The 20,568-nt window shown below is 69.3% G+C and carries 21 protein-coding genes; 5 read left to right on the top strand and 16 right to left on the bottom strand.

Going from position 1 to position 20,568, the window contains the following annotated elements:
* Nucleotides 1-144: 144 nt before the first annotated feature.
* Nucleotides 145-447 carry a hypothetical protein gene (locus AO398_RS11485; RefSeq protein WP_058192192.1) on the bottom strand — a complete coding sequence of 101 codons (303 nt, stop codon included), beginning with the start codon at nt 445-447 and terminating at the stop codon, nt 145-147.
* A 232-nt stretch (nt 448-679) separates the two neighbouring features.
* On the opposite strand from AO398_RS11485, the gene AO398_RS11490 reads away from it, so the two are divergent.
* Nucleotides 680-1,531: a S49 family peptidase gene (locus AO398_RS11490; protein ID WP_058192193.1), complete on the top strand. Its 852-nt coding sequence runs from the start codon at nt 680-682 to the stop codon at nt 1,529-1,531.
* A 341-nt stretch (nt 1,532-1,872) separates the two neighbouring features.
* Here AO398_RS11490 and AO398_RS11495 read toward each other — a convergent pair whose 3' ends face one another.
* Nucleotides 1,873-2,739: an NAD(P)-dependent oxidoreductase gene (locus AO398_RS11495; RefSeq protein ID WP_058192240.1), complete on the bottom strand. Its 867-nt coding sequence runs from the start codon at nt 2,737-2,739 to the stop codon at nt 1,873-1,875.
* Between the two features lie 100 nt (nt 2,740-2,839).
* On the opposite strand from AO398_RS11495, the gene AO398_RS11500 reads away from it, so the two are divergent.
* On the top strand, nt 2,840-3,865 hold the full coding sequence (locus AO398_RS11500) for a P1 family peptidase (protein ID WP_058192194.1): 1,026 nt from the start codon (nt 2,840-2,842) through the stop codon (nt 3,863-3,865).
* 40 nt (nt 3,866-3,905) lie between these two features.
* Here AO398_RS11500 and AO398_RS28285 read toward each other — a convergent pair whose 3' ends face one another.
* The 10 genes from AO398_RS28285 to metC all read right to left on the bottom strand — a co-directional run bounded on the left by AO398_RS28285 (nt 3,906) and on the right by metC (nt 15,365).
* The gene (locus tag AO398_RS28285; RefSeq protein ID WP_152997495.1) at nt 3,906-4,244 is read right to left on the bottom strand and encodes a hypothetical protein; all 339 of its coding nucleotides are present in this window, start codon (nt 4,242-4,244) and stop codon (nt 3,906-3,908) included.
* Nucleotides 4,245-4,985: 741 nt separating this feature from the next.
* Nucleotides 4,986-5,267, bottom strand: a complete 282-nt coding sequence (locus AO398_RS11505) for a hypothetical protein (protein WP_058192195.1) — start codon at nt 5,265-5,267, stop codon at nt 4,986-4,988.
* Nucleotides 5,264-7,645 (bottom strand): response regulator, encoded by a 2,382-nt coding sequence (locus tag AO398_RS11510; RefSeq protein ID WP_058192196.1) that lies wholly within the window; start codon nt 7,643-7,645, stop codon nt 5,264-5,266. Before AO398_RS11510 ends, AO398_RS11505 begins: the two co-directional genes overlap by 4 nt.
* Before the next feature lie 48 nt (nt 7,646-7,693).
* Nucleotides 7,694-8,593 (bottom strand): EamA family transporter RarD, encoded by a 900-nt coding sequence (rarD, locus tag AO398_RS11515; protein WP_058192197.1) that lies wholly within the window; start codon nt 8,591-8,593, stop codon nt 7,694-7,696.
* Between the two features lie 130 nt (nt 8,594-8,723).
* The gene (locus AO398_RS11520; protein WP_058192198.1) at nt 8,724-10,415 is read right to left on the bottom strand and encodes a methyl-accepting chemotaxis protein; all 1,692 of its coding nucleotides are present in this window, start codon (nt 10,413-10,415) and stop codon (nt 8,724-8,726) included.
* Between the two features lie 254 nt (nt 10,416-10,669).
* Nucleotides 10,670-11,269: a pyridoxamine 5'-phosphate oxidase family protein gene (locus AO398_RS11525; RefSeq protein ID WP_058192199.1), complete on the bottom strand. Its 600-nt coding sequence runs from the start codon at nt 11,267-11,269 to the stop codon at nt 10,670-10,672.
* Nucleotides 11,266-11,607, bottom strand: a complete 342-nt coding sequence (locus AO398_RS11530; protein WP_058192200.1) for a lipid-A-disaccharide synthase N-terminal domain-containing protein — start codon at nt 11,605-11,607, stop codon at nt 11,266-11,268. Before AO398_RS11530 ends, AO398_RS11525 begins: the two co-directional genes overlap by 4 nt.
* Nucleotides 11,601-12,368 (bottom strand): glycosyltransferase family 2 protein, encoded by a 768-nt coding sequence (locus AO398_RS11535; protein WP_058192201.1) that lies wholly within the window; start codon nt 12,366-12,368, stop codon nt 11,601-11,603. The genes AO398_RS11530 and AO398_RS11535 overlap by 7 nt, the downstream gene beginning before the upstream one ends.
* Nucleotides 12,365-14,086, bottom strand: coding sequence for a hypothetical protein (locus tag AO398_RS11540; protein ID WP_058192202.1), 1,722 nt, complete (start codon nt 14,084-14,086; stop codon nt 12,365-12,367). The genes AO398_RS11535 and AO398_RS11540 overlap by 4 nt, the downstream gene beginning before the upstream one ends.
* An 88-nt stretch (nt 14,087-14,174) precedes the next feature.
* Nucleotides 14,175-15,365 carry a cystathionine beta-lyase gene (gene metC, locus AO398_RS11545; RefSeq protein WP_058192203.1) on the bottom strand — a complete coding sequence of 397 codons (1,191 nt, stop codon included), beginning with the start codon at nt 15,363-15,365 and terminating at the stop codon, nt 14,175-14,177.
* 164 nt (nt 15,366-15,529) lie between these two features.
* Between metC and AO398_RS27465 the strand changes: the two genes are divergently transcribed.
* Nucleotides 15,530-15,796 carry a type II toxin-antitoxin system HicA family toxin gene (locus AO398_RS27465; RefSeq protein ID WP_082643240.1) on the top strand — a complete coding sequence of 89 codons (267 nt, stop codon included), beginning with the start codon at nt 15,530-15,532 and terminating at the stop codon, nt 15,794-15,796.
* Nucleotides 15,793-16,152, top strand: coding sequence for a type II toxin-antitoxin system HicB family antitoxin (locus AO398_RS11550; protein WP_058192204.1), 360 nt, complete (start codon nt 15,793-15,795; stop codon nt 16,150-16,152). The genes AO398_RS27465 and AO398_RS11550 overlap by 4 nt, the downstream gene beginning before the upstream one ends.
* 28 nt (nt 16,153-16,180) lie before the next feature.
* Here AO398_RS11550 and AO398_RS11555 read toward each other — a convergent pair whose 3' ends face one another.
* Nucleotides 16,181-16,354 (bottom strand): hypothetical protein, encoded by a 174-nt coding sequence (locus AO398_RS11555; protein ID WP_201025749.1) that lies wholly within the window; start codon nt 16,352-16,354, stop codon nt 16,181-16,183.
* Nucleotides 16,355-16,428: 74 nt separating this feature from the next.
* Here AO398_RS11555 and AO398_RS11560 point away from each other — a divergent pair, with 74 nt between their 5' ends.
* A complete protein-coding gene (locus AO398_RS11560) occupies nt 16,429-16,731 on the top strand; it encodes a hypothetical protein (RefSeq protein ID WP_244498738.1) in 303 nt (100 codons plus the stop codon).
* Between the two features lie 63 nt (nt 16,732-16,794).
* On the opposite strand, the gene ntrC is transcribed toward AO398_RS11560, so the two are convergent.
* From ntrC to dusB, 3 genes are all read right to left on the bottom strand, one after another.
* Nucleotides 16,795-18,261: a nitrogen regulation protein NR(I) gene (ntrC, locus tag AO398_RS11565; RefSeq protein ID WP_058192205.1), complete on the bottom strand. Its 1,467-nt coding sequence runs from the start codon at nt 18,259-18,261 to the stop codon at nt 16,795-16,797.
* A 48-nt stretch (nt 18,262-18,309) separates the two neighbouring features.
* Entirely contained in the window at nt 18,310-19,392 is a 1,083-nt protein-coding gene (locus AO398_RS11570) for an ATP-binding protein (RefSeq protein ID WP_152997498.1), read from the bottom strand.
* A gap of 71 nt (nt 19,393-19,463) precedes the next feature.
* The gene (dusB, locus tag AO398_RS11575; RefSeq protein ID WP_058192207.1) at nt 19,464-20,486 is read right to left on the bottom strand and encodes a tRNA dihydrouridine synthase DusB; all 1,023 of its coding nucleotides are present in this window, start codon (nt 20,484-20,486) and stop codon (nt 19,464-19,466) included.
* Nucleotides 20,487-20,568 lie beyond the last annotated feature (82 nt).

The raw sequence follows: 20,568 nt of genomic DNA on the forward strand, positions 1-20,568 counted from the left end.
TGCTGGCGACCATCCCGGTGGCGCGCGGAGCGCCCGGACGGCCTTGCGGAACAGCAGTGATATCAGGTGGTTAAATAAGCTTTTCCGCGCCCGCGCACAAGGCTGCGCCCCGGATCGATCCGGCCGGGGCGCAGGCTGCACGCGTCAGTAGAACGTGGGGTGCCGCGGGCCGAAATGGCGGCGATACGCGATGGGCCGCCGGTGTCCGTAGTGACGATGCCAATGGTGGCGGCGATGCCAGAAATGGCGCCGGTGATGCCAATGACGGCGGTAGTGATGGCGGCGGTGCCAGTGGCGCCGATAGTGCCAGCGGGCGAGTTGAACTGTGGGGCCAGGCGCAGCCGCCTCGGCGGCGGCCGGGACCGGCAGCGGTGCCGCCCGCGACGGGGTGCTGGCGAAGCCCCCGATCAGCGCGGCGAGCAGGACCAGGATGGGCCAGGGTCGCATCGTCTCTCTCTCTCCCGTGTGAGCACCCGGCGGCAATCCGCAGATCCGGGCCGGCACGTTCTGCGCGCCGTCGCCAGGAACCGCCAAGGTCGGCAAACGGTTCGATCCGCTCTGACTGCGCAGACGATCATGGTTGCCGGGACCTCCTGTCCCGGTTCCCTTGCGCCCGGCGCCGGAACGCCCAATTCCGACGACAGCACGTACCGCTTCCCGCCTCCCCCGAAGAGCCTCCATGCCGTTCGCCCTTCCCGACGCCCTCCGGGCTTTCCTGCCGCGCCGTTTCCGCGACCGCCGCCCGCGGGTCGCCGTGGTCCGGCTCTCGGGCACGATCGGGGCGGTCTCGCCGATCCGCCCGGGGCTCTCGATCGGCGGCGGCGCCGGCAGCCTGGAGCGGGCTTTCACCATGCCGGGGATCAAGGCGGTGGCGATCGTGATCAACTCACCGGGCGGCTCGCCCGCGCAGTCGCACCTGATCCACCGGCGCATCCGGGCCTTGGCTGAGGAGAAGAAGCTCCCGGTCGTGGCCTTCGTGGAGGATGTCGCGGCGTCCGGCGGCTACATGATCGCCTGCGCGGCCGACGAGATCGTCGCCGACCCGACCTCGATCGTCGGCTCGATCGGCGTGGTCTCGGCCGGCTTCGGCTTCCAGGGCCTCCTGGAGAAGATCGGCGTCGAGCGCCGGGTCCACACCCAGGGCGAGGCGAAGTCGATGCTCGACCCGTTCCGCCCGGAGGACCCTGCCGACGTGGAGCGCCTGAAGCGCCTCCAGGCCGATATCCAGGACCTGTTCACCGGCCTCGTCACATCCCGGCGCCCGACCCTGTCGACATCCGAAAACCTGTTCACCGGCGCGGTCTGGACCGGCCGCCAGGCCCAGCACCTCGGGCTGGTCGACGCACTCGGGGACGTGCGCGCGACCATGCGGGCGCGCTTCGGCGACACGGTCGACCTGCGGCTCGTCGCCGAGGCCAAGGGCGGGTTCCTGTCCCGCCTGCTGCGCCGGGGCGGGGCGCCGGGCGGGATCGCCGCGGACGCGATGGCGGCGCTCGAGGAGCGCGCCGCCTTCGCCCGGTTCGGCCTCTGACGCCCCTGCATCAGGGCCCTGCCCTGATCACCCGCCAGAGGGCGTATGCCCAGCCCTTTCAAGGTGCTTGAGCTGAAAGCCAAGCCATGGCGTTGGGCCGGTCTGCACCGCCCTTTTCCCGGGCGCATGCAGCGCCAGCGGAATGCGACCCGGGACCTAGCACAATACGGCGCGCAGCGTCCGTCTGATCGACCTGTGCCGCTGGCGCGGCGCTTCGCGTGCTGGGTCCCAGATCAGGTTCCGCTTCGCTTCACCTGTCTGGGAAAGGGGAGCGCCGATCCCACGACGCGCACGTGGCCCAACACCGTGAAAGCGCTGGGCGCACGCCCGTCGGAATCCCCTTACCGGCCGGCGCGCCGCGCAGAGACCCGCGCCAGGGCGGCGAGGTCCTTCTCGCCGTCGCCGTGGCTGATGGCCTCGATCAGCCCGTCGCGCAGGACGCTGGCGAAGGGCATCGGCACGCCGGCGCCTTCCGCCGCCTGGAGCGCCAGCCGCACGTCCTTGGCGCCGAGCTTGAGGCCGAAGCCCGGCGGCTCGTAGCGGTTCTGGGCGATCGAGGCGCCGTAGCCCTTGTAGACCGGCGAGGCGAACAGCGTGTTGGTCATCAGGTCGAGGAAGTCGGCGCCCGCGACCCCGTGGCCCTCGGTGAGTGCGCAGGCCTCGCCCATGGCCTCGATGGCCGAGATCAGCATGAAGTTGCCCGCGAGCTTGACCGCGTTGGCGCGCGACGGCTCGTCGCCGAACGGCCAGGTCCTGGCGCCCATGGCGTCGAACAGGGGCGCGGCGCGGTCGAGCAGGGCTGCCTGACCGGCCGCCACGATGTTGAGCTTGCCGGCCTCGGCCACGTCCGGCCGTCCGAAGACCGGGGCGGAGATGTAGGGTACGCCGGCCCGCTCGTGGACGGCGGCGAGCTGCTTGGCCAGCGCCACCGAGATCGTGCTCATGCCGATATGCAGGCCGGGGCGCTCGGGCTGGTCGAGCAGGCCGCCCGACACGATCACCGCCTCCAGGGCCGCGTCGTCCGCCAGCATGGTGATGACCGCGTCCCCGGCAAACGCCTCCGCAGCGCTCGCCACCGGAATCACCCCGTCGAGACCCTGCGCGGCCTCGGGCGAGCGATTCCACGCCCGGACCCGGTGGCCGGCCCGCGCCAGGCTGACGGCCATGCCGCGGCCCATCCGCCCCAATCCGATGAATCCGACGTCCATGTCCTGCTCCTCGATGGCGTTGCCGCCGTCCCGACCCGCGACGGGCCCCGGCAGCGTGAGCGGGATTTGCCCCGATCGCCGGGCGTGGCAAGCTCGATCCATGGCGCGCAACCGCATCACAGACATTCCCGGCCTGCGGGTCGGCCACGCCCACGATCTGACAGTGGCCAGTGGGGTCACCGCCATCCTGTTCGACGCGCCCGTCACCGCCTCCGTCGACGTGCGCGGCGGCGGCCCCGGCACCCGCGAGACCGACCTGCTCGATCCCGAGCGCACGGTGGAGCGGATCGACGCCCTGGTGCTCTCGGGCGGCTCGGTCTTCGGGCTCGACGCGGCCGCCGGCGTGACCGCCTGGCTCGCCGAGGCCGGGCGCGGCTTTCCCGTTGGCCCGATGCGGGTCCCGATCGTGCCGGGCGCGATCCTGTTCGACCTGCTCAACGGCGGCGACAAGCAATGGGGCCGCTACCCGCCCTATCGCGAGCTGGGTTTTCTGGCGGCCGCGGCGGCGGCGGAGGACTTCGCCCTCGGCTCCGTGGGGGCCGGCACGGGGGCACGCACCGGGCGCCTGAAGGGCGGCATCGGCTCGGCCTCGGCCTCGGTGCCCGGCACCGGTTTCTCGGTCGGCGGGCTCGCAGCGGTCAACGCCTTCGGCAGCGCCACGATCGGCGACGGGCCTCATTTCTGGGCCGCGCCCTTCGAAGTGGGCGACGAGTTCGGCGGCCTCGGTTCCCCGGCCCGGGTGCCGGCGGACGCCCTCACCTTCCCGGCCCGCGTCCTCCCTGGCGCGGCGACGACCCTCGCGGTGGTCGCCACCGACGCCGCCCTGACCAAGGCGCAGTGCCGGCGCCTGGCGGTGGCCGCGCAGGACGGCCTCGCCCGCGCCCTGGTGCCGGCGCATACGCCGCTCGACGGCGACCTCGTCTTCGCGGTGGCGACCGGCGCCGTGCCGCTCACGGACCCGGTGGCCGACCTCGCGCGCCTGGGGGATGCTGCCGCGCGGGTGCTGGCTCGGAGCGTGGCGCGGGGCGTCTATTGCGCGACGACCCTGCCGGGCCACGCTGTCGCGGCGCCTCTGTCGGTCATGGGCCTGCCGCCGGCTTGGTGCGACGTGTTCCGGGAGTCTTAGATTTCGAGTCCGACTACGAAGTGCGTGATCGCGGGTGTCTTCAATTGGGCGCCAGGAAAAATCCCTCTTCCCGGCCAAATTTTATAATTTTTCCGTCGAATTTCCCATAAAGATCGGGTGTAATGAAAAAAACAACTTCGTGGCCAGAAAGCATCTGAATGCCATCGCGGATTTTATATCTTTCTGATGTCCGATAGAATCCTATGACGACGTGACTCCAGGACTTGCCATCGTTTAACACAGTATTTCCCCAAGATATCATTAAAACAGAGGCTTTGTCATCACGATTTTTGTCATAGGATTCTCTGATAACTTCAATTTCTGCCCAAGCTTCCAGCGAAATCGTGAAGTTGATTGGGAGATAGGAATTCGTTGGCATGGCTCACGTCCTGAAGTTGTCGTTCAGCAACATTCCATGGCTGACAGCTTTTGATGGAAGTTCCTGAATGCAACGAGGATTTGTTGGGCCTTCTACCATGACTAACCCGAAGTCGAATTCGTAGACGCAATTGCGCCTATTTTTTCGGTATCTCGGCAACAAGTACTCCGAATCTGTACGATCGAGCGATAGGTTGAACGCCGTTGTTGGTTCGACGTGTTCCAGACCCAGATGAGGTACTAGACCATTGACCTCCTTCGCGCTGTCCCGCCGGGACATGCGGCTGATTGGGCTCAACATATTTAAGCGCAAACCTAAGCCGATTGAATTTTACGACGACGCTGGCTGCCGCAAGATCAAAACGAAGTTTAGATAGATGCAATGATTCGCCGCGCTCACGCACCGCGAGTTCTCCTGTGCGCGCCACATAAATAGGAGCTTTAGCAGAAAACCAATATTCCGGGCCATTATGCGATCGGAACTTTACCTCAATTATATAGTAATATTCGCATATATTTATCAATTTTGATGTGCTGTTGATTAATAATTTTCACATTAATTAGATTTGCAGTTTGAATTATTTAGAATAAGAGGCATTTTCGATTTAAGAATAAATTCCTGAATATTTCTCGATCTGCATCAGGTCGCTCGTTTATCGACTGCCATCAAACGGCCGCTTGCGACGCTTCTGCTCGCGATCGTTCATGCGAGAAGAGGTAGTGCCGTCCCACCGAGACCGGCTCACACCTCCCCGCGGGCATCCGCGATCAGTTGCGCCAGCCCGGCATCGACCTCCTCGGCGAGCATCTTGCGCTCGGCATCCGTGAGGTCCTTGGCCCAGGTGGTGCCGCCAAAGCCTTCCGCGCAGCGCGCCCGCTCGGCGGCGATGTAGGCTTCGGTCTCGGCGGGCCGCGTCTTCATTGCGTGGACGAGGCCGAACCAGGCCGCCCGCTCCACCACTGCCAGCCGCGCCCGCAGGCGGATCGCCGCCGCCTTGTTAAGATCAATCCCGTCGTCGCTCATGGTTCATCTCCCACATCGTTCTCGGCGAGCCGCTCGATCAGGCCCTGGAGCCGGCCCGGCACCGGCTCGGCGGCCGAGCGGGCATAGAGAACGCGCAACTGCCGGCCGATCTCGGCGAGGCTCATGGAGCCCTTGGCGATCACCCGGTCGGCGTGGGCGCCGAGGCTCGCCTTCTCGGCGCTGGTGATCTCCTTGGCGGTGAGCACCACCACCGGCACGTCGCCGTCCGGCCGGGCGCGCAAGGCCCGCAGGAAGCTGAACCCGTCCATCTCGGGCATCATCAAGTCGAGCAGGATCAGGCTCGGGCGCGTTTGGCTGACCCGTTCCAGGGCGATCCGGCCGTTCTCGGCCTCGTCCACGGTCCAGCCCTCGCGGCCGAGCGACCGGCGCAGGCGCTCGCGGGCATCCGGGTCGTCGTCGACCACGAGGACGCGCGCCTCCCCCGGCCCTTCCGGGCGGTAGCGCTCCATCATGCCCTTCATCCGATCCCAGTCGATCGGCTTGACGAAGTAGTCGGTGGCGCCGAGCGCCCGGCCCAGCCCCTGCTCGGCCACCACCGAGGTCATGATCACCGGCGTGCCGGCGAGATCGGGATCGTTGCGCACCGCGTGCAGCACCGCCCAGCCGTCCATGCGCGGCATCTCGACATCGAGCAGGATCGCCCGCGGTTTGAGCGCCCGGGCCAGCGTCAGCCCGGCCCGCCCGTCACTAGCGGTGCGGACGTGAAACCCCTCGCGCTCGAGGAAGCGCTGGAGCAGCTCCCGGGCGGCCGGATCGTCGTCGACCAGCAGGACGGTCTCGTGCTGCTCGTGCGGCTCGACCGCGGCGGCGATCTTGGCCACCTCCGGCGGCTCGTCCTCGGGCTTCAGCACGGCGGGTAGGCGGATCGTGAAGGTCGCGCCCTGCCCTTCCGTGCTGGTGACGGCGATGTCGCCGCCCATGGTCTGGCAGAAGGCCCGGGTGATGGCGAGGCCGAGGCCGGTGCCGCCGAACTGGCGGGTGGTCGAGTCGTCGGCCTGCACGAAGCGCTCGAACAGGCGCGCGATCTGCTCCTCGCTCAGCCCGATGCCGGTATCGCTCACCGCGAAGGACAGCCAGTCCGCCCCCGCGTCCTGGTGGCGGCGCACGGCCAGGGTGATCGTGCCGGCCTCGGTGAACTTGGCGGCGTTGCCGATCAGGTTCAGGAGGCACTGGCGGATCTTGGTCTGGTCTTGGTGCATCCCGCCCAGTTCGGCATCGTCAGCGTCGAGGACGAAGCGGTTGCCTTTCTTCTCCACCAGCGAACCGGTGGCGTCGGAGACGTCCCGGAGCAGATCCGACACCGAGAACGTCTCGGCCGAGGCGGTCATGCGCCCGGCCTCGATCTTGGAAATGTCGAGCACGTCGTTGATCAGCGACAGCAGGTGCCGGGCCGCCGCCTCGATCTTGCGCAGGTCCGGCAGCAGAGCGGCCTGGCCGATATCCTCCAGCTCCTCGCCCAGCATCTCGGAATAGCCGATCACCGCCGAGAGCGGGGTGCGCAGCTCGTGGCTCATGTTGGCGATGAACTGGCTTTTCGCCCGGTTGGCGGCCTCCGCGGCCTGGCGGGCCCGCTCCACCGCCTCCTCGGCTTCCTTGCGCTCGGTGACGTCCACGCAGGTGCCGACCCATTCGCGCAAGGTGCCGTCCTCGGCGAGCACCGGCACGCCGCGCACCTCCATGGCGCGCCAGACGCCGTCGTGCCGGCGCAGACGGTACTCGACCTCGTAGGGCTTGCGTTCCTCGACACAGGCGGCCCAGGAATCGGCCGCGTGGGCGCGGTCGTCCGGATGGACCGCGTCGACCCAGCCCCAGCCCTGGTAGGCCTCCTCGCTCTGGCCGGTATAGGTGCTCCAGCGGACCTGGGGCGGCATCAGCTCGCCCACCGCGTTCGTGTTCCAGATGACCGCCGCGGAGGCGTCCACCAGCGCCCGGAAGCGCTGCTCGGAATCCCGCAGGCGCTCCTCGACGGCCCGGCGCCGGGAGACGTCGGTGTTGGTGCCGTACCAGCGCAGGATGTTGCCCGCTTCGTCCCGGTGCGGCAGCGCCTTGGACAGGAACCAGCGATAGATCCCGTCCTTCCCGCGCAGCGGGAACGTGTCTTCCCACGATTGGCCGAGCAGGATCGCCGCCCGGAAGCGCTCGGTCACCGCGTCGACGTGATCGGGATGGTGGACGGCGCGCCAGCCCCAGCCACGCATCTCCTCGAGGGTGCTGCCCGTGTAGTCGTACCAGCGCTGATTGTACCAGACGATGGTTCCATCGGCCTCGGCGATCCAGGCGAGCTGCGGCAGCGTCTCGGCGAGATTCCTGTAATCGGCATCGGTGACGACGCCTCGGCCGCCCTCGGATTCGCTCATCGGCTCGCCGGTATCCCGTCGCCCGCCCCGCGGGGCGCATGGAATGCCTTATACACGCATCGGATCGGGATCCGACCGGACCGCGACCGCTGGTTCCGCCGGCCTCCGGCCGCGGAAGGCGTCGAAGCTGTACAGGGCGAGCGCCGCCCAGATCAGGGCGAACATCGCCGCCCTGGGTGGCTCCACGTGCTCGCCATAGGCCAGGACGCTCAGACCGAGCAGGCAGGTCGGGGCGACGTATTGCAGCAGGCCAAGCGTGGTCAGCCGCAAGCGCACCGCCGCAGCGGCGAACCAGATCAACGGCAGCGCCGTGGTGAGCCCGGTGAGCATCAGCAGCACGAGACTTTTGGGCTCCGCCGGCAGGAACGGTTCGGGCGAGAGGACGAGCCACAGGATCGCGAGGGGCAGGAGCATCAGCGTCTCGGCCAGGAATCCGACCAAGGCGTCGACCCCGACGATTTTTCGGACGAGCCCGTAAAGCGCGAAGCTCACCGCGAGGGACAGCGACAAGGCCGGCCGTTCGCCGGCCCACAGGACCGCCACCGCGACGCCCGCGGCCGCGATCCCCACCGCCACCGCCTGCAACGGCCGCAACCGCTCGCCGAGCACGATCCGCCCGAACGCCACGCTGACCAGCGGGTTGATGTAGTAGCCGAGGCTCGCGTCCAGCAGGTGCCCGCGGTCGATGGCGTAGAGGTAGAGCAGCCAGTTCACCCCGATCATCGTGGCCGAGACTGCCAGCAGAGCGTGGCGGCGGCACAGGGGCAGCGGCAGGTTCAGACGCTTGCGCGCGGCGAGCGCCAGGGCCAGCGCCCCTGCAAACAGGCTCGACCAGACGATGCGCTCGGCCAGGATGTGGTTCGGACTGAAGGCGCCGAGCATCCGGAAATGCACCGGGACCAGCAGGCCCCAGCTCAGATAGGCGGCAAGCGCGTAGACGAGGCCCACGTCAGTCCTCCGGGTCGATCCGCCGATCGACCCGAGCGAGCGGACGGTGCCGGGGCTTTACGCCCGGCGGCCCACCCCGGACAGGGGGAGCCGCGCAAGGCTGATATCCCTGCGCGGGCCGCGCCCAGGCTCAGGCGGCCCGGATCGTCGCCAGGAAGCGACCGACTTCGCCGCTGAGGTGCTCGGATTGGCGCGACAGCTCGGAAGCCGCGCCGAGCACCTGGCCGGCCGCCTTGCCGGTCTCCTCGGCGGCCGAGGCCACGCCGACGATGTTGCTGGTCACCGCGCCGGTGCCCAATGCCGCCTGCCCGACATTGCGCACGATCTCCTGTGTCGCCGCACCCTGCTCCTCGACCGCGGCCGCGATGGACGTCGACACCGCCTCGATCTCCCGGATGCGGGCGGCGATCCCGCCGATGACCGAGACGGCCGCACCGGTGGATCTCTGGATCTGGCCGATCTGCCCGGCGACCTCCTCGGTTGCCTTGGCGGTCTGGTTCGCCAGTTCCTTCACCTCGGCGGCGACCACCGCGAAGCCCCGTCCCGCTTCACCGGCACGCGCCGCCTCGATCGTGGCATTGAGGGCCAGCAGATTGGTCTGGGCGGCGATATCGGTGATCAGCCGCACCACGTCGCCGACCTTGGCGGCGGCGGCGCTGAGCTCCTGCACCAGGGAGGCGGTCTGATCGGCCTCGGACACGGCGCCCTGGGCGAGCTTGGCCGATCCGTCGACCTGCCGGCCGATCTCCTGGACCGACGAGCCCAGCTCTTCGGCGGCGCTCGCCACGGTATTGACGTTGCTGGCGGCTTCCTCGGCCGCGGCCGCCACGGTGGTGGATTGGCTGGCGGTCTGGGTCGCGGTGGCCGTCATGGTCTGTGCGGTGGCCTGAAGCTCCGTGGCCGAGGACGAGACCTGGCCGATGATCCGGCCGACCGTGCCCTGGAAGCCGTCGGCGAGCTCCAGCATGGTCCGGCGGCGCATCTCCGCGGCCGCCTCGTCGGCCACCCGCCGGATCTCGGCTTCCTCGGCGGCCTTCTGGGCAACGAGCGCCTTGATGCCCTCCACGGCCCGTCCGATCAGGCCGATCTCGTCGCCGCGCCGCGCCTCGGGGATCTCGGCATCGATCTCCCCGTCCGCCATGCGCTGCAGCGTGCCCGCAAGCCGGCGGATCGGGCGTGTCACGCCGAAGATGACGACGAGGACACCGCCGATCATGCCGGCGGCGATGCCGAGGATCGACACGGTCAGCAGCAGGGTGCGCGTCGCGTTGGTCTCCGCGGTCAGCGCGTCGGAATGGGTCTGGACCGAGGCGTCGATATCCGCCACCAGCGTCCGGACGGCATCACTCACCTCCTTCTGAACGCCGCCCGCGATCCGGCGCGCGAGCGTCAGGGCCTCGTCACCCTTACCCGTTTCGGCGAGGGCGCGGATGTCGCGGACGGCCCGGGCATAGGCGTCGAATTGGGGGCCGATCTGGTCGATGCGATCCCGGAAGTTGGGGGCTTCCCGACGGGCGCCGTCGGCGAGCTTCGCGGCCTCGTCCACCAATGCATCGAGGGTGCTGCCGATGCGGCTCCCTTCCGGCGTGCCGGCTTCGGCCGCGGTGCGGAAGGCGCCGTAACTCAGCTGCGCGACGACGCGGTTCAGGCGCGCCATCTTCACGACCGCCTTCGATTCCTTATCGAGCAGCGTTGTGTAGGCCGCGTCGATTCCGGCGATATTCTGAGACGTGTACCAGGCGCAGCCGAAAAACATTGCACTCATCATAGCAATGACTGCGAACAGCTTTGTGGGAATGTTGATCTTCGCTATCAGTTCCATGGCGGCCCCACTTGGCGCGATCCCGATCGAGCTGGCGAGACGTATCTTTTTTTATCGTCCTGGCGACAAGAGCGATGTCTGTGGGATCGACGCAGCATTCGAGTCGCCGAATGGTCGGTTTTTATCTTTATTGTGCGGCGAATATTTGAGTTATTGTACCAGATCTGATGTTAAGTCTCAAAAATAAAGAAATAAAAATATCTTAATGATGTTTGTGAGATCTGTTACTGGTCGATCTCGTGCGTCGAATCCGATCAGGGTGCGATCCAGCCGCCGGCCCAGTCGCCAGGGCCCCGTGTCCAGGCCGCCCGGCGAGGGCTGCGGCGGTCGAGGTAGAGGAAGTCGAGGTGCGCGGCCCGCACCGATACGGCCGCGAAATGCGGGCGGCCGAGGGTAGCCGCCGTCGCCTCGTCGGGCAGCGTATAGGCGCCGCCCGTGGGCAGGATCGTCCCCGGGGCGGGGTCGGCGCCGTAGCAGACCCGGCTCATCGCCCGGGAGCCGGCCCAGGCGGCGTGCGCGACGGCATCGTCCACATGGAGCGTCGCCCGGCCCTCGATCCGGATCTGGATCTTGGACTCGGCGTCGTAGGCGGCGAGCGCGCAGGCCGGGTTCACCCGGATCTCGGCGGCCTTGTCGGAGCGGCGGTCGCAGTGGAAGCGCAGGGTGCCGGATTCGGCATCCGCGGCGCGGAGCACCACCGTGCGCAGCCGCGGACCCTCAGCGCCGAGGGTCGCCAGCACCGGCAGGTGGAACCCGCTGCGGCCCTGCGCGGCGCCCTCCGCCAGGAAGCGCCACAGCTCGGCGAAGGTGGCGTCGAGGTCGTCGTAGAAGGCCGGCAAAGGCGCGCGCGTCATGGGGTGCCGCTCCGCCGCCGCTGCCGCTGCCGCTCGCGGAAGATCAGCGCGAGGTTGCGCAGGTAGATACCGGTGGACAGGCCCTGGCCGATGATGATCACCGGCTCCCGGCGGACGAACCCGTAGACCAGGGTCATCAGCCCGCCCAGGATCGACAGGAACCAGAACGACAGCGGCATCACGCTCCGGCCGGCCCGCTCGCTGGCGATCCATTGCAGGATGAAGCGCGAGCCGAACACCATCTGGGCGACGATGCCGAACACCACCCAGAAATCGAGCCGGGTGACGAACACATCGTAGAAATAGTCCGGCAGATCGCGGGCGAGCTGGATCAGCATCCGACATCCTGGTCTGCGGGCACGGCGTCCGGGGCGGGCAGTTCCCGCGGCTGCGGATCGGCCCGCTTGCGCCGGATCAGCCACCAGACCCCGGCGAGGTCGAGGAGGCCGACCCAGAGACGGTCGAACAAGCCGTAATTCGAGATTCCGGTCAGCCGGGGCCGGTCGATCACGTCGTGGTGGACTACCGCAAATCCTTCGCGCACCACCAGGGCCGGCATGAACCGGTGCAGGGCATCGAAATAGGGCAGCCGGAGATATACGGCGCGGCGGAACACCTTCAGGCCGCAGCCGGTGTCGCGGGTGGCATCGTTCAGGATGCGGCCGCGCACGCCGTTGGCGATGCGCGATTGCAGCATCTTGAAGCGCCCGTCCTTGCGCCCGCGCCGCTGCCCCTGGGCGAGGCCGACTTGCGCGCCCCCTGCCTCGAGGGCGGCGAGCAGGGCGGGAATGAAGGCCGGATCGTTCTGGCCGTCGCCGTCCAGGGTCGCGACGACCGGCGCCCGCGCCGCCAGGACACCGCTGCGCACCGCCGCCGACTGGCCGCCGCTGCGCGTGTGCCGGATCACCCGCATCCATGGGCGGCCGGCGCGCGCCGCCGCCAGGGCACCCGGCGTGCCGTCCGTGGAGCCGTCGTCGACGTAGATCAGCTCGAACCCGATCGGCGCGCAGGCGGACTCGATCTCGGCCACCAGGGGGGCGATGTTGCCTGCCTCGTTCTTCACCGGCACGACGACGCTGAGATGGGGGGCGCCGGTCATGGGGTCACCGCGTAAGCGTTCACGAAGACCCGCCGGCCGGTATTGAGGTTGAAGCCCTCGACTTCGGCGAGCGCCGCGGGCGCGCCCCGCCCCACCGGCCAGGCGGCGTTGAAGTCGTCCCGATCACGAGCCTCCACGAACAGCAGCCGGCAGCCGCCCGCCTGCAGGAACTGCCTGGCGGCGGCGCCGTCCGGCGGGAGGGCGAGATCGGTGCCGGCCAGGAAAACCAGGCTCGGCTCCCGGTAGCCGAGGCTCGCGACCTGCGGGTTCGGGCAGCCCACGCGATCACGCAGGGCGGCGAGCCGCGGCGAGACCTTCAGGGCTGGCAGGGAGCGTTGCGCCACGCCGAGCACCGCCGGCCCGAGCAGGCAGGAGGCGAGGATCCCGAGCACGAGGGCGCGCTCGGGCCTGCCGCCCGCGAACGCCATCCAGGCCAGCACGGCAACCGCGCAGGCGGCGGCCAGCAGTGGCAGCGCGGCCCAGGGCAGCGTGTGGTCGTCGAGGCGCCAGCCCGCGAGGCACAGGCCGAGCGTGAGCCCGATAGGGATCGCCGGCACCAGCAGGGCCGTCGCCCGCGCCCCCCGCAGCCGCGGGTCGAGCGCGCCGCGCGACAGGGCCAGAGCCGTGAGGATCGCCAGCCATGGCATCAGCGGCAGGACGTAATGGGGCAGCTTGGTCGGCACCGCCTCGAAGATCAGCCAGGCCGGCAGAACGGTCGCGATCAGGAACGCGAAGGCGGGCTCGCGCCGTGCGCGCCAGGCGAGCGGCAGGCTCATCGCCGCGAAGGCCGCGCCGGGCCAGAAAGTCGCGAAGAACGCGAGCGTGTAGGCCCCGGGGGGAGCCCAGTGCCGCTCGGCCGCGCCGCCGACCTTGCCGAGCATGTCGTGACCCACCGCCTCCGCGTAGAAGGCGCTACCGCTCTTCCAGGCGATCGCCGCGAACCACGGCGCAACCAGCAGGAGCGTGAGTGCCAGGCCAGCCCAGGGTCTCAGGGCGAGCAGCCAGCGGCACGAGCGCGCGACCACTGACAGGATCAGCGCTGGCAGCACGACGAAGAGCGGGACCATCGGTCCCTTGACCAGGATGCCGAGTGCCATCCCGAGCCAGAAGGCCGGGAAGACGGCGCGGCTCGCGACTTCGCCCGCACGGGACGCGAGCCACACCCGGGCGAGCGCCCCGAGGCTGGCGGTGGCGCAGGCGGCGAGCAGGGCGTCGGTCTTGGCGAGATGCGCCTCGGCCGAGAGCATCAGCCCGGCGCCGTACAGGGCGGCCGCGAGCAGGGCGAGCCGGCGGGGCAGGAAGGCGAGCGCGGCCCAGTAGGCGAGCAGCACCGAGGCGGTGGCGCCGATCAGCGACGGGATGCGGTAGAGGGCGATCTGCCGGCGCGCCAGGGGGACGCCCAGCGCTTCGCCTGCTGCCACCGCGGCGGCCTGTGCCCAGTAGATCCCCACCGGCTTCTTGTGCCGGGCCTCCCCCTGGAAGCGGATGTCGACGAGGTCGCCGCTCTCCAGCATCTGCTTGGAGGCCTGGGCGAAGCGCGGCTCGTCCCGGTCCATCGGCTGCAGGGAGATCTGGCCGGGCAGGAACAGCAGCAGGCAGAGCGCCAGCAGGGCCAGCACGGCGCGGGTCTGGGTGAGGCTCCGGCCGCCGCGCCCGCGGCCGATCCGGTCGACAGAAGCGAGGCGCGGGACGCCGTCGGCGGAAAGGCTCGTGGTCATGCCCGGCCGGTCAATCAGGATCGGACGGGAAGGTCAAATGCGCCGTCATCGATGCGTCATCGCGCGCGCGATAACGGGGCGGACCGTTTCAGGACGCGGCCCGCAGGCGGGCGAAGCCGGCGTCGAGATCGGCCTGGAGGTCGGCGACGTCCTCCAGCCCGATATGGAAGCGCAGGGCCGGGCCGCCCGGGGCCCATTGGGTCGCGGTCCGGTAGCCGGCGCAGTCGAATGGGATCACCAAGCTCTCGAAGCCACCCCAGGAAAAACCCATCCCGAACAGCTCGAGCCCGTCCAGCATGGCGGCGACCGCGGCCTCGGGCACCGGCTTGAGAATCACCCCGAACAGCCCGGAGGCGCCGGAAAAATCGCGCTTCCAGATCGCGTGGCCGGGATCCTCCGGCAGGCCGGGATGCAGCACCCGCAGCACCTCCGGCCGGGCCTGGAACCACCGGGCCATCTCGAGGCCGGCGCGGCCGTGCTCGCGCAGGCGCAACGCCATGGTGCGCATGCCCCGGAGCGCCAGGAAGATATCCTCGGCCCCGGCGCAGGGCGCGAGATGGTCGAAGGTGCGCCGCACTGCCGGGAAATAGGCGGCGTTCGCCGAGGTGAGGCCGATCAGCAGGTCGGAGCCGCCGCTCAGGTACTTGGTCCCGGCCTCGACCGCGATGTCGACCCCGCGCGCATGGGGCGGAAACAGCAGCGGCGTCGCCCAGGTGTTGTCCATGATCACGCAGGCACCCCTGGCATGCGCGACCTCGGCGATGGCCGGGATGTCCTGCATCTCGAAGCTCTGCGAGCCGGGCGCCTCGACCAGCACCGCCTTGGTGTTCGGGCGCATCAGCTCCGCGATCCCGGCTCCCACGGTCGGGTCGTAATAGGTGACCGCGACGCCGAACCGCGCCAGGACCCCGTCGCAGAACTGCCGGGTCGGGCGGTAGGCGGAATCGGTCACGAGCAGGTGGTCGCCGGCCGAGACCGCGGCCATCAGCGCGATGGTGAGCGCCGAGAGGCCCGAGGGCGTCACCACCGTGCCGGCGGCACCGGCGAGCTCGGTCCAGGCGTCGGTCAGCGAATCCATCGTGGGCGTCGCCGAGGTGCCGTAATTGTAGCGCCCGCGCCGATGCTTGATCGCGTCGTAGGTCGGGTAGAGCACGGTCGAGCCGCGATAGATCGGCGTGTTGACGAAGCCGTGCTGCGCGCCCGGATCCCGGCCGGCATGGACGAGGCGCGTCGCCGCCCCGAATTTCTGCTTCGATTCGGGCTTGGGCGTCAGGGACATTGTGGCTCGACGATCGCGTTGCGCTGCAAAACACGAAGCCCCTGGGTTGGGGTGAGGTCAAGCCTGGGCCAAAGGGTGAAACGATCACACGGCCTTCGGATTGACCATGAGGGGGAAGGTTGATATCAGATTTTGATATCTAAACTGGCGATACCGAGCGACGCGTGAACAGCCGGCATTCGCGAACTTTGCTTGCGATCTACAAGGATCCCGTGCTGGCCTCGATAGAGTGGCAGGCTATTGAAAGCTTGCTGCTCGCAGTCGGATGCCGGCTTATCGAAGGGACCGGGTCACGGGTGCGTTTCGAGTACAGAGGCGTCGTGGCCGCTTTCCATCGGCCGCATCCGGCCAAGGAGGCTGCGCGCTATCAGGTGCGCGCCGCGCGTGAGTTTCTCATCAAAATCGGGGTCAGACCGGGAGAGTCAGCGTGAACACGATGACCTATCAGGGCTTCCGTGCCCGCGTCGCATTTGACGAGGAGGATGAGCTATTTGTCGGTCAAATAGCTGGCATCAACGACGTGGTCAGCTTTCACGGGGGAACTGTAGCCGAACTGAAGGCTGCGTTTCATGAGGCCGTGGACGATTATATCGCGACTTGTCGAGCGATCGGAAAGGAGCCGGAGAAAGCCTATTCCGGCAAGCTCATGCTCAGGATCAACCCTGATATCCATGCGCAGGCTGCTCTCGCGGCGGAACTCGCCGGGACGAGCCTCAACCAATGGGCCGAGGATGTCCTGCGTCGCGCGGGCTCGGAACGCATGGTGGCCGTTACTGAGGAGGCATGACCGGCCTCCGCCGTTCTGCCCCCACCGCTCACGGCTTCTCGGGCGGATCGGAGACCGCAGCCTCCTCGTAAGCTTGCATCCAGCCGGCATGCTCTTCGGAGCCTTCCGGATAGGGACATTCGCTCGCGGGCTTGCCGTAAAGGCGGGCGTTGCGGCCCTGAATGAACGGGCTGTCGCTCGCGGTGGCCTGGACGTTCGTCAATATCGCCTCCCGAACATTGGCTCCCATCCCGGACATTTGGGGTGGGCTTCGTTAACGGGCCGGCGGGTAATCTGTTGCCGTCTCAAGTCGCGTTCCGGGTCGTCTGCGTGCGTATCCTGCGTTCTTTCTTCGGCGGCGTCCTCGTGCTGGTCTCGACGGCGATCGTCGCCCTCGTCAGCGCCGACCGGCTCGCCCATCTGGCGCCGCCGGCCGTGGTGCGCCCCGCCCAGGCCGAGCCCTCCGCCACCGGCTCGTTGCCGGCCCCGGTGAAGGCTGCGCCCGCGCCGAAGCCGGTGGTGCCGAGCATCCCGAACGGCTTCGACACCGAGCGCCTCAACGCCCTGATGCGCGGCGACCCGATCCTGCCGCGGCGCTGAAAGGGCCCGGGACGCGACGCGCCCCGTCCCCCCGAAGGAGCCTGGAAGCCCTTCGGAAGCCCCCTATCGGGCCGTGCGGAACACCTGCAGGTCGAGGTCGCGGACCTTCTTGCGCAGGGTGTTGCGGTTGACGCCGAGCAGCTCCGCCGCGCGGATCTGATTGCCCCGGGTGGCAGCGAGTGCCGCTCCGATCAGCGGACCTTCGATCTCCCGCAGGATCCGATGATAGAGCCCGGGCGGGGGCAGCGTGTCCCGGTAGCCCGAGAAGTAGTCCGACAGGTGGCGCTCCACCGCGCTGGACAGGCTCTCCGACTCGGAGCCGGCCTTACGGGTTCCGCCGCTGCCATTGGTCGAGGCCGGGGGGGCGAGCGGCAGGGTATCGAGTTCGGCCTCGATCACCGGGCCGGTGATCGTCTCCTGCGGGTACAGGGCGGCGAGCCGCCGGACCAGGTTCTCGAGTTCGCGGACGTTGCCCGGCCAGCGGTAGCGCTTGAGCCGCTCCATCGCGTCGCCGTCGAGCGACTTGCGGGTCAGGCCCTCGCGCTCCACCAGCACGAAGAAGTGGCGGATCAGATCCGGCACGTCCTCCGAGCGCTCGCGCAGGGCCGGCAGCCGCAGCGGCACGACGTTCAGCCGGAAGAACAGATCCTCGCGGAAGATGCCCTGCTGGATCGAGATCCGCAGGTCCTTGTTGGTCGCCGCGATGATCCGGACGTTGGTCTTGATCGGTACGCGGCCGCCGACCGTTGTGTACTCGCCCTGCTGGAGCACGCGCAGCAGCCGGGTCTGGGCCTCCATCGGCATGTCGCCGATCTCGTCGAGGAACAGGGTGCCGCCCTCGGCCTGCTCGAACCGGCCGGCCGAACGCTGGAGCGCGCCGGTGAACGCGCCCTTCTCGTGGCCGAACAGCTCGGACTCGATCAGGTCGCGCGGGATCGCGGCCATGTTGACCGGCACGAACGGGCCGGTGCGGCGGCGGCCGTAATCGTGCAGCGCCCGGGCGACCAGCTCCTTGCCGGTGCCGGATTCGCCGGTGATCATCACGGTGAGGTCGGTGGGCATCAGCCGGGCGAGCGCCCGGTAGATCTCCTGCATGGCGGGCGAGCGCCCGACCAGCGGGATGTCCTCGTTGTCGGGGGGCGCGCCGGCCGCGGGCGCCCCGCGGGGACGCGACAAAGCCCGGCCCACGATGGCGATCAGCTCCTTCAGGTCGAAGGGCTTGGGCAGGTACTCATAGGCGCCGCGCTCGGAGGCGCGGATCGCCGTCATGAAGGTGTTCTGCGCGCTCATGACGATGATCGGCAGCTCCGGCCGCACGCGCTTGATGCGGGGCAGCAGGTCGAACACGTTCTCGTCGGGCATCACCACGTCGGTGATGACGAGGTCGCCCTCCCCTTGCGCGACCCAGCGCCAGAGCGTGGCGCAATTGCCCGTCGAGCGGACTTCGTAGCCCGCCCGGGACAGTGCCTGGTTCAGCACCGTGCGGATCGCGGCGTCGTCGTCGGCGACGATGATGTGGCCGTTCGGCATGACTCTCTACTCAGACCTCCGGCCGGGCGGCCGAAACACAAGGCGACATTACGGCTCGACCGCCGATTCGCGCCCGTCGCGGGCACTCGACATCGGCAGGAGGATGCGGAACGTCGTGCGGCGGGGGGCGGGATCGCACTCGACGATGCCTCCGTGGTCGCCGACGATCTTGGCGACCAATGCAAGTCCGAGGCCGGAGCCCTGCGCCTTGGTGGTCACGAACGGATCGAACAGGTCGGGCAGCAGGTCGGCCGAGATGCCCGGCCCGTTGTCGCGGATCGCCACCTCGATCGGCAGGCTGACCCGCTCGCGCGACCCCGGCACCTGCAGGCGCAAGCCGGTGCGGAACGCGGTGGACAGGGTGATCTCGCCCTCGACCGCGTCCGGGCCGATTGCCTCGGCGGCGTTCTTCACGAGATTCAGGATCACCTGGATCAACTGGTCGCGGCTGCCGAGCACCGGCGGCAGCGACGGGTCATAGGTCTCGATGAACCGGATATGGCGTGCGAACCCGCTCTGGGCCGAACGCTTCACCTGATCGAGCACCCCGTGGACGTTGACGGCGCCGCGATCGGCCGGGCGCTCGTCGCCGAACAGCTCCATCCGCTCGACGATGCGCACGATCCGGTCCGACTCGTCGCAGATCAGCCGGGTCAGCATCCGGTCCTCTTCGGCGCCGGTGCTCTCCAGGAGCTGCGCGGCGCCGCGGATGCCGGCCAGCGGGTTCTTGATCTCGTGCGCCAGCATCGCGCCGAGCGCCACCATCGAGCGGGCGGCGCCGCGATGGGTGAGCTGGCGGTTCATCTTGTCCGCGATGGTGCGCTCCTGGAGCATCATCACCACGGCGTCGTCGTCGTCGCAGAGCGGCGTCGCGAAGACGTCGACGCTGCGCTCCAGCCCGAGGCGGGGCTGGGTGAGCTCGACCCGATATTCGCTGACGCTGGCCCGACGGCGCCGGACCTCGGCTACGAGCGCAATGATCGGCGAGGCGAACGGGATGATGTCGCGCAGGCGGCGGCGCTGCATCAGGCGCGCGGAATAGTCGAAGAACGCCTCCGCGGCGTGGTTGCAGTGCAGGATTCGCTCGTCGCCGCCGATGGTCAGGACCGGCAACGGCAGGGCGTTGAGCACGGCCTCCCCGGCGGGGGGGCGCTGGCCTGCAGGGCTTTCCGGGCTGCCCGAATTCGAGACGGCGTCGTCGCTCACGCGGCCTCCCGGACCATGTCGGCCGCCCCGAAGGCCCGGGCCAGGAGGGCCAGCGCCACATCGGGATCGGTGGTGGTGAGGAGCGCGGCGCGCTCGGCCGGCTCGAGCGCGCCGCCGGTCTCGGCGTAGGCGGCCAGGTGCTTGCGGGCGTGGCGCACGCCCATGTGACGGCCGTAAAGCGACAGCAGGCCGGCGTAATGCGCGGCCGCCATGTCGGCCTGCTCGGCCCGCGCGGGCGCCTCCGCCGGGCGTCCAGCGAGAGCCGCCGCCACCTGCCCGACCAGCCAGGGCCGCCCGGTGGCGGCGCGCCCGATCATCACACCGGCTGCGCCGGAGGCCGCCAGGCACGCTCGGGCGCTGGCGAGGTCGACGACGTCGCCGTTGGCGATCACCGGGATCGACACCGCCTCGACCACAGGCCGGATCGCGTCCCAGTCGGCCGTGCCCTTGTAGAATTGCTGCCGGGTCCGCCCGTGGACGGTCACGGCGTTCAGCCCGAGCCGCTCGGCCCGGGTGGCCAGATCGACGGCGTTGCGCGTGGCGTCGTCCCAGCCGAGCCGCATCTTGACGGTGACCGGCACCGACACCGCCCCGCGCACGGCGGCGAGCAGGCGTGTCGCGTGGTCGAGGTCGCGCATCAGGGCCGAGCCCGAAGCGATCCCGGTCACGATCTTGGCCGGGCAGCCCATGTTCACGTCGATCACGTCGGCCCCGCCCGCCTCGGCGAGCCGGGCGGCCTCGGCCATGGGGGCTGCCTCGCAGCCGGCGAGCTGGACCACGTGCAGGTCGACGCCCGAGCCGTCCGCCCGCAGGGTCGCCTCGCCGGCGCCGCGGGTGAATTCGCGCGCGGCCACCATCTCGGACACCACCGCGTCGGCGCCGCAGCGCCGGCCGATCCGGCGCATATGCAGGTCGGTGACTCCCGACAGGGGCGCGAGCAGGCACAACGGGGCGGGAGTTTCGCCCCCGCCGGCCGATCGTCCGTCGCGCAGCGCGCTTAAATAATGATCAGTCGCCATTCTGCACAACAATGAGGCAAGTGCGGTCCGCTGGCAAGCGGGTGCCGCGCGTTGATTTCGCGCCCTCCCCCGCTTAAACGAC

The organism is Methylobacterium sp. GXS13, assembly GCF_001455965.1.
Taxonomy (GTDB): Bacteria; Pseudomonadota; Alphaproteobacteria; order Rhizobiales; family Beijerinckiaceae; genus Methylobacterium.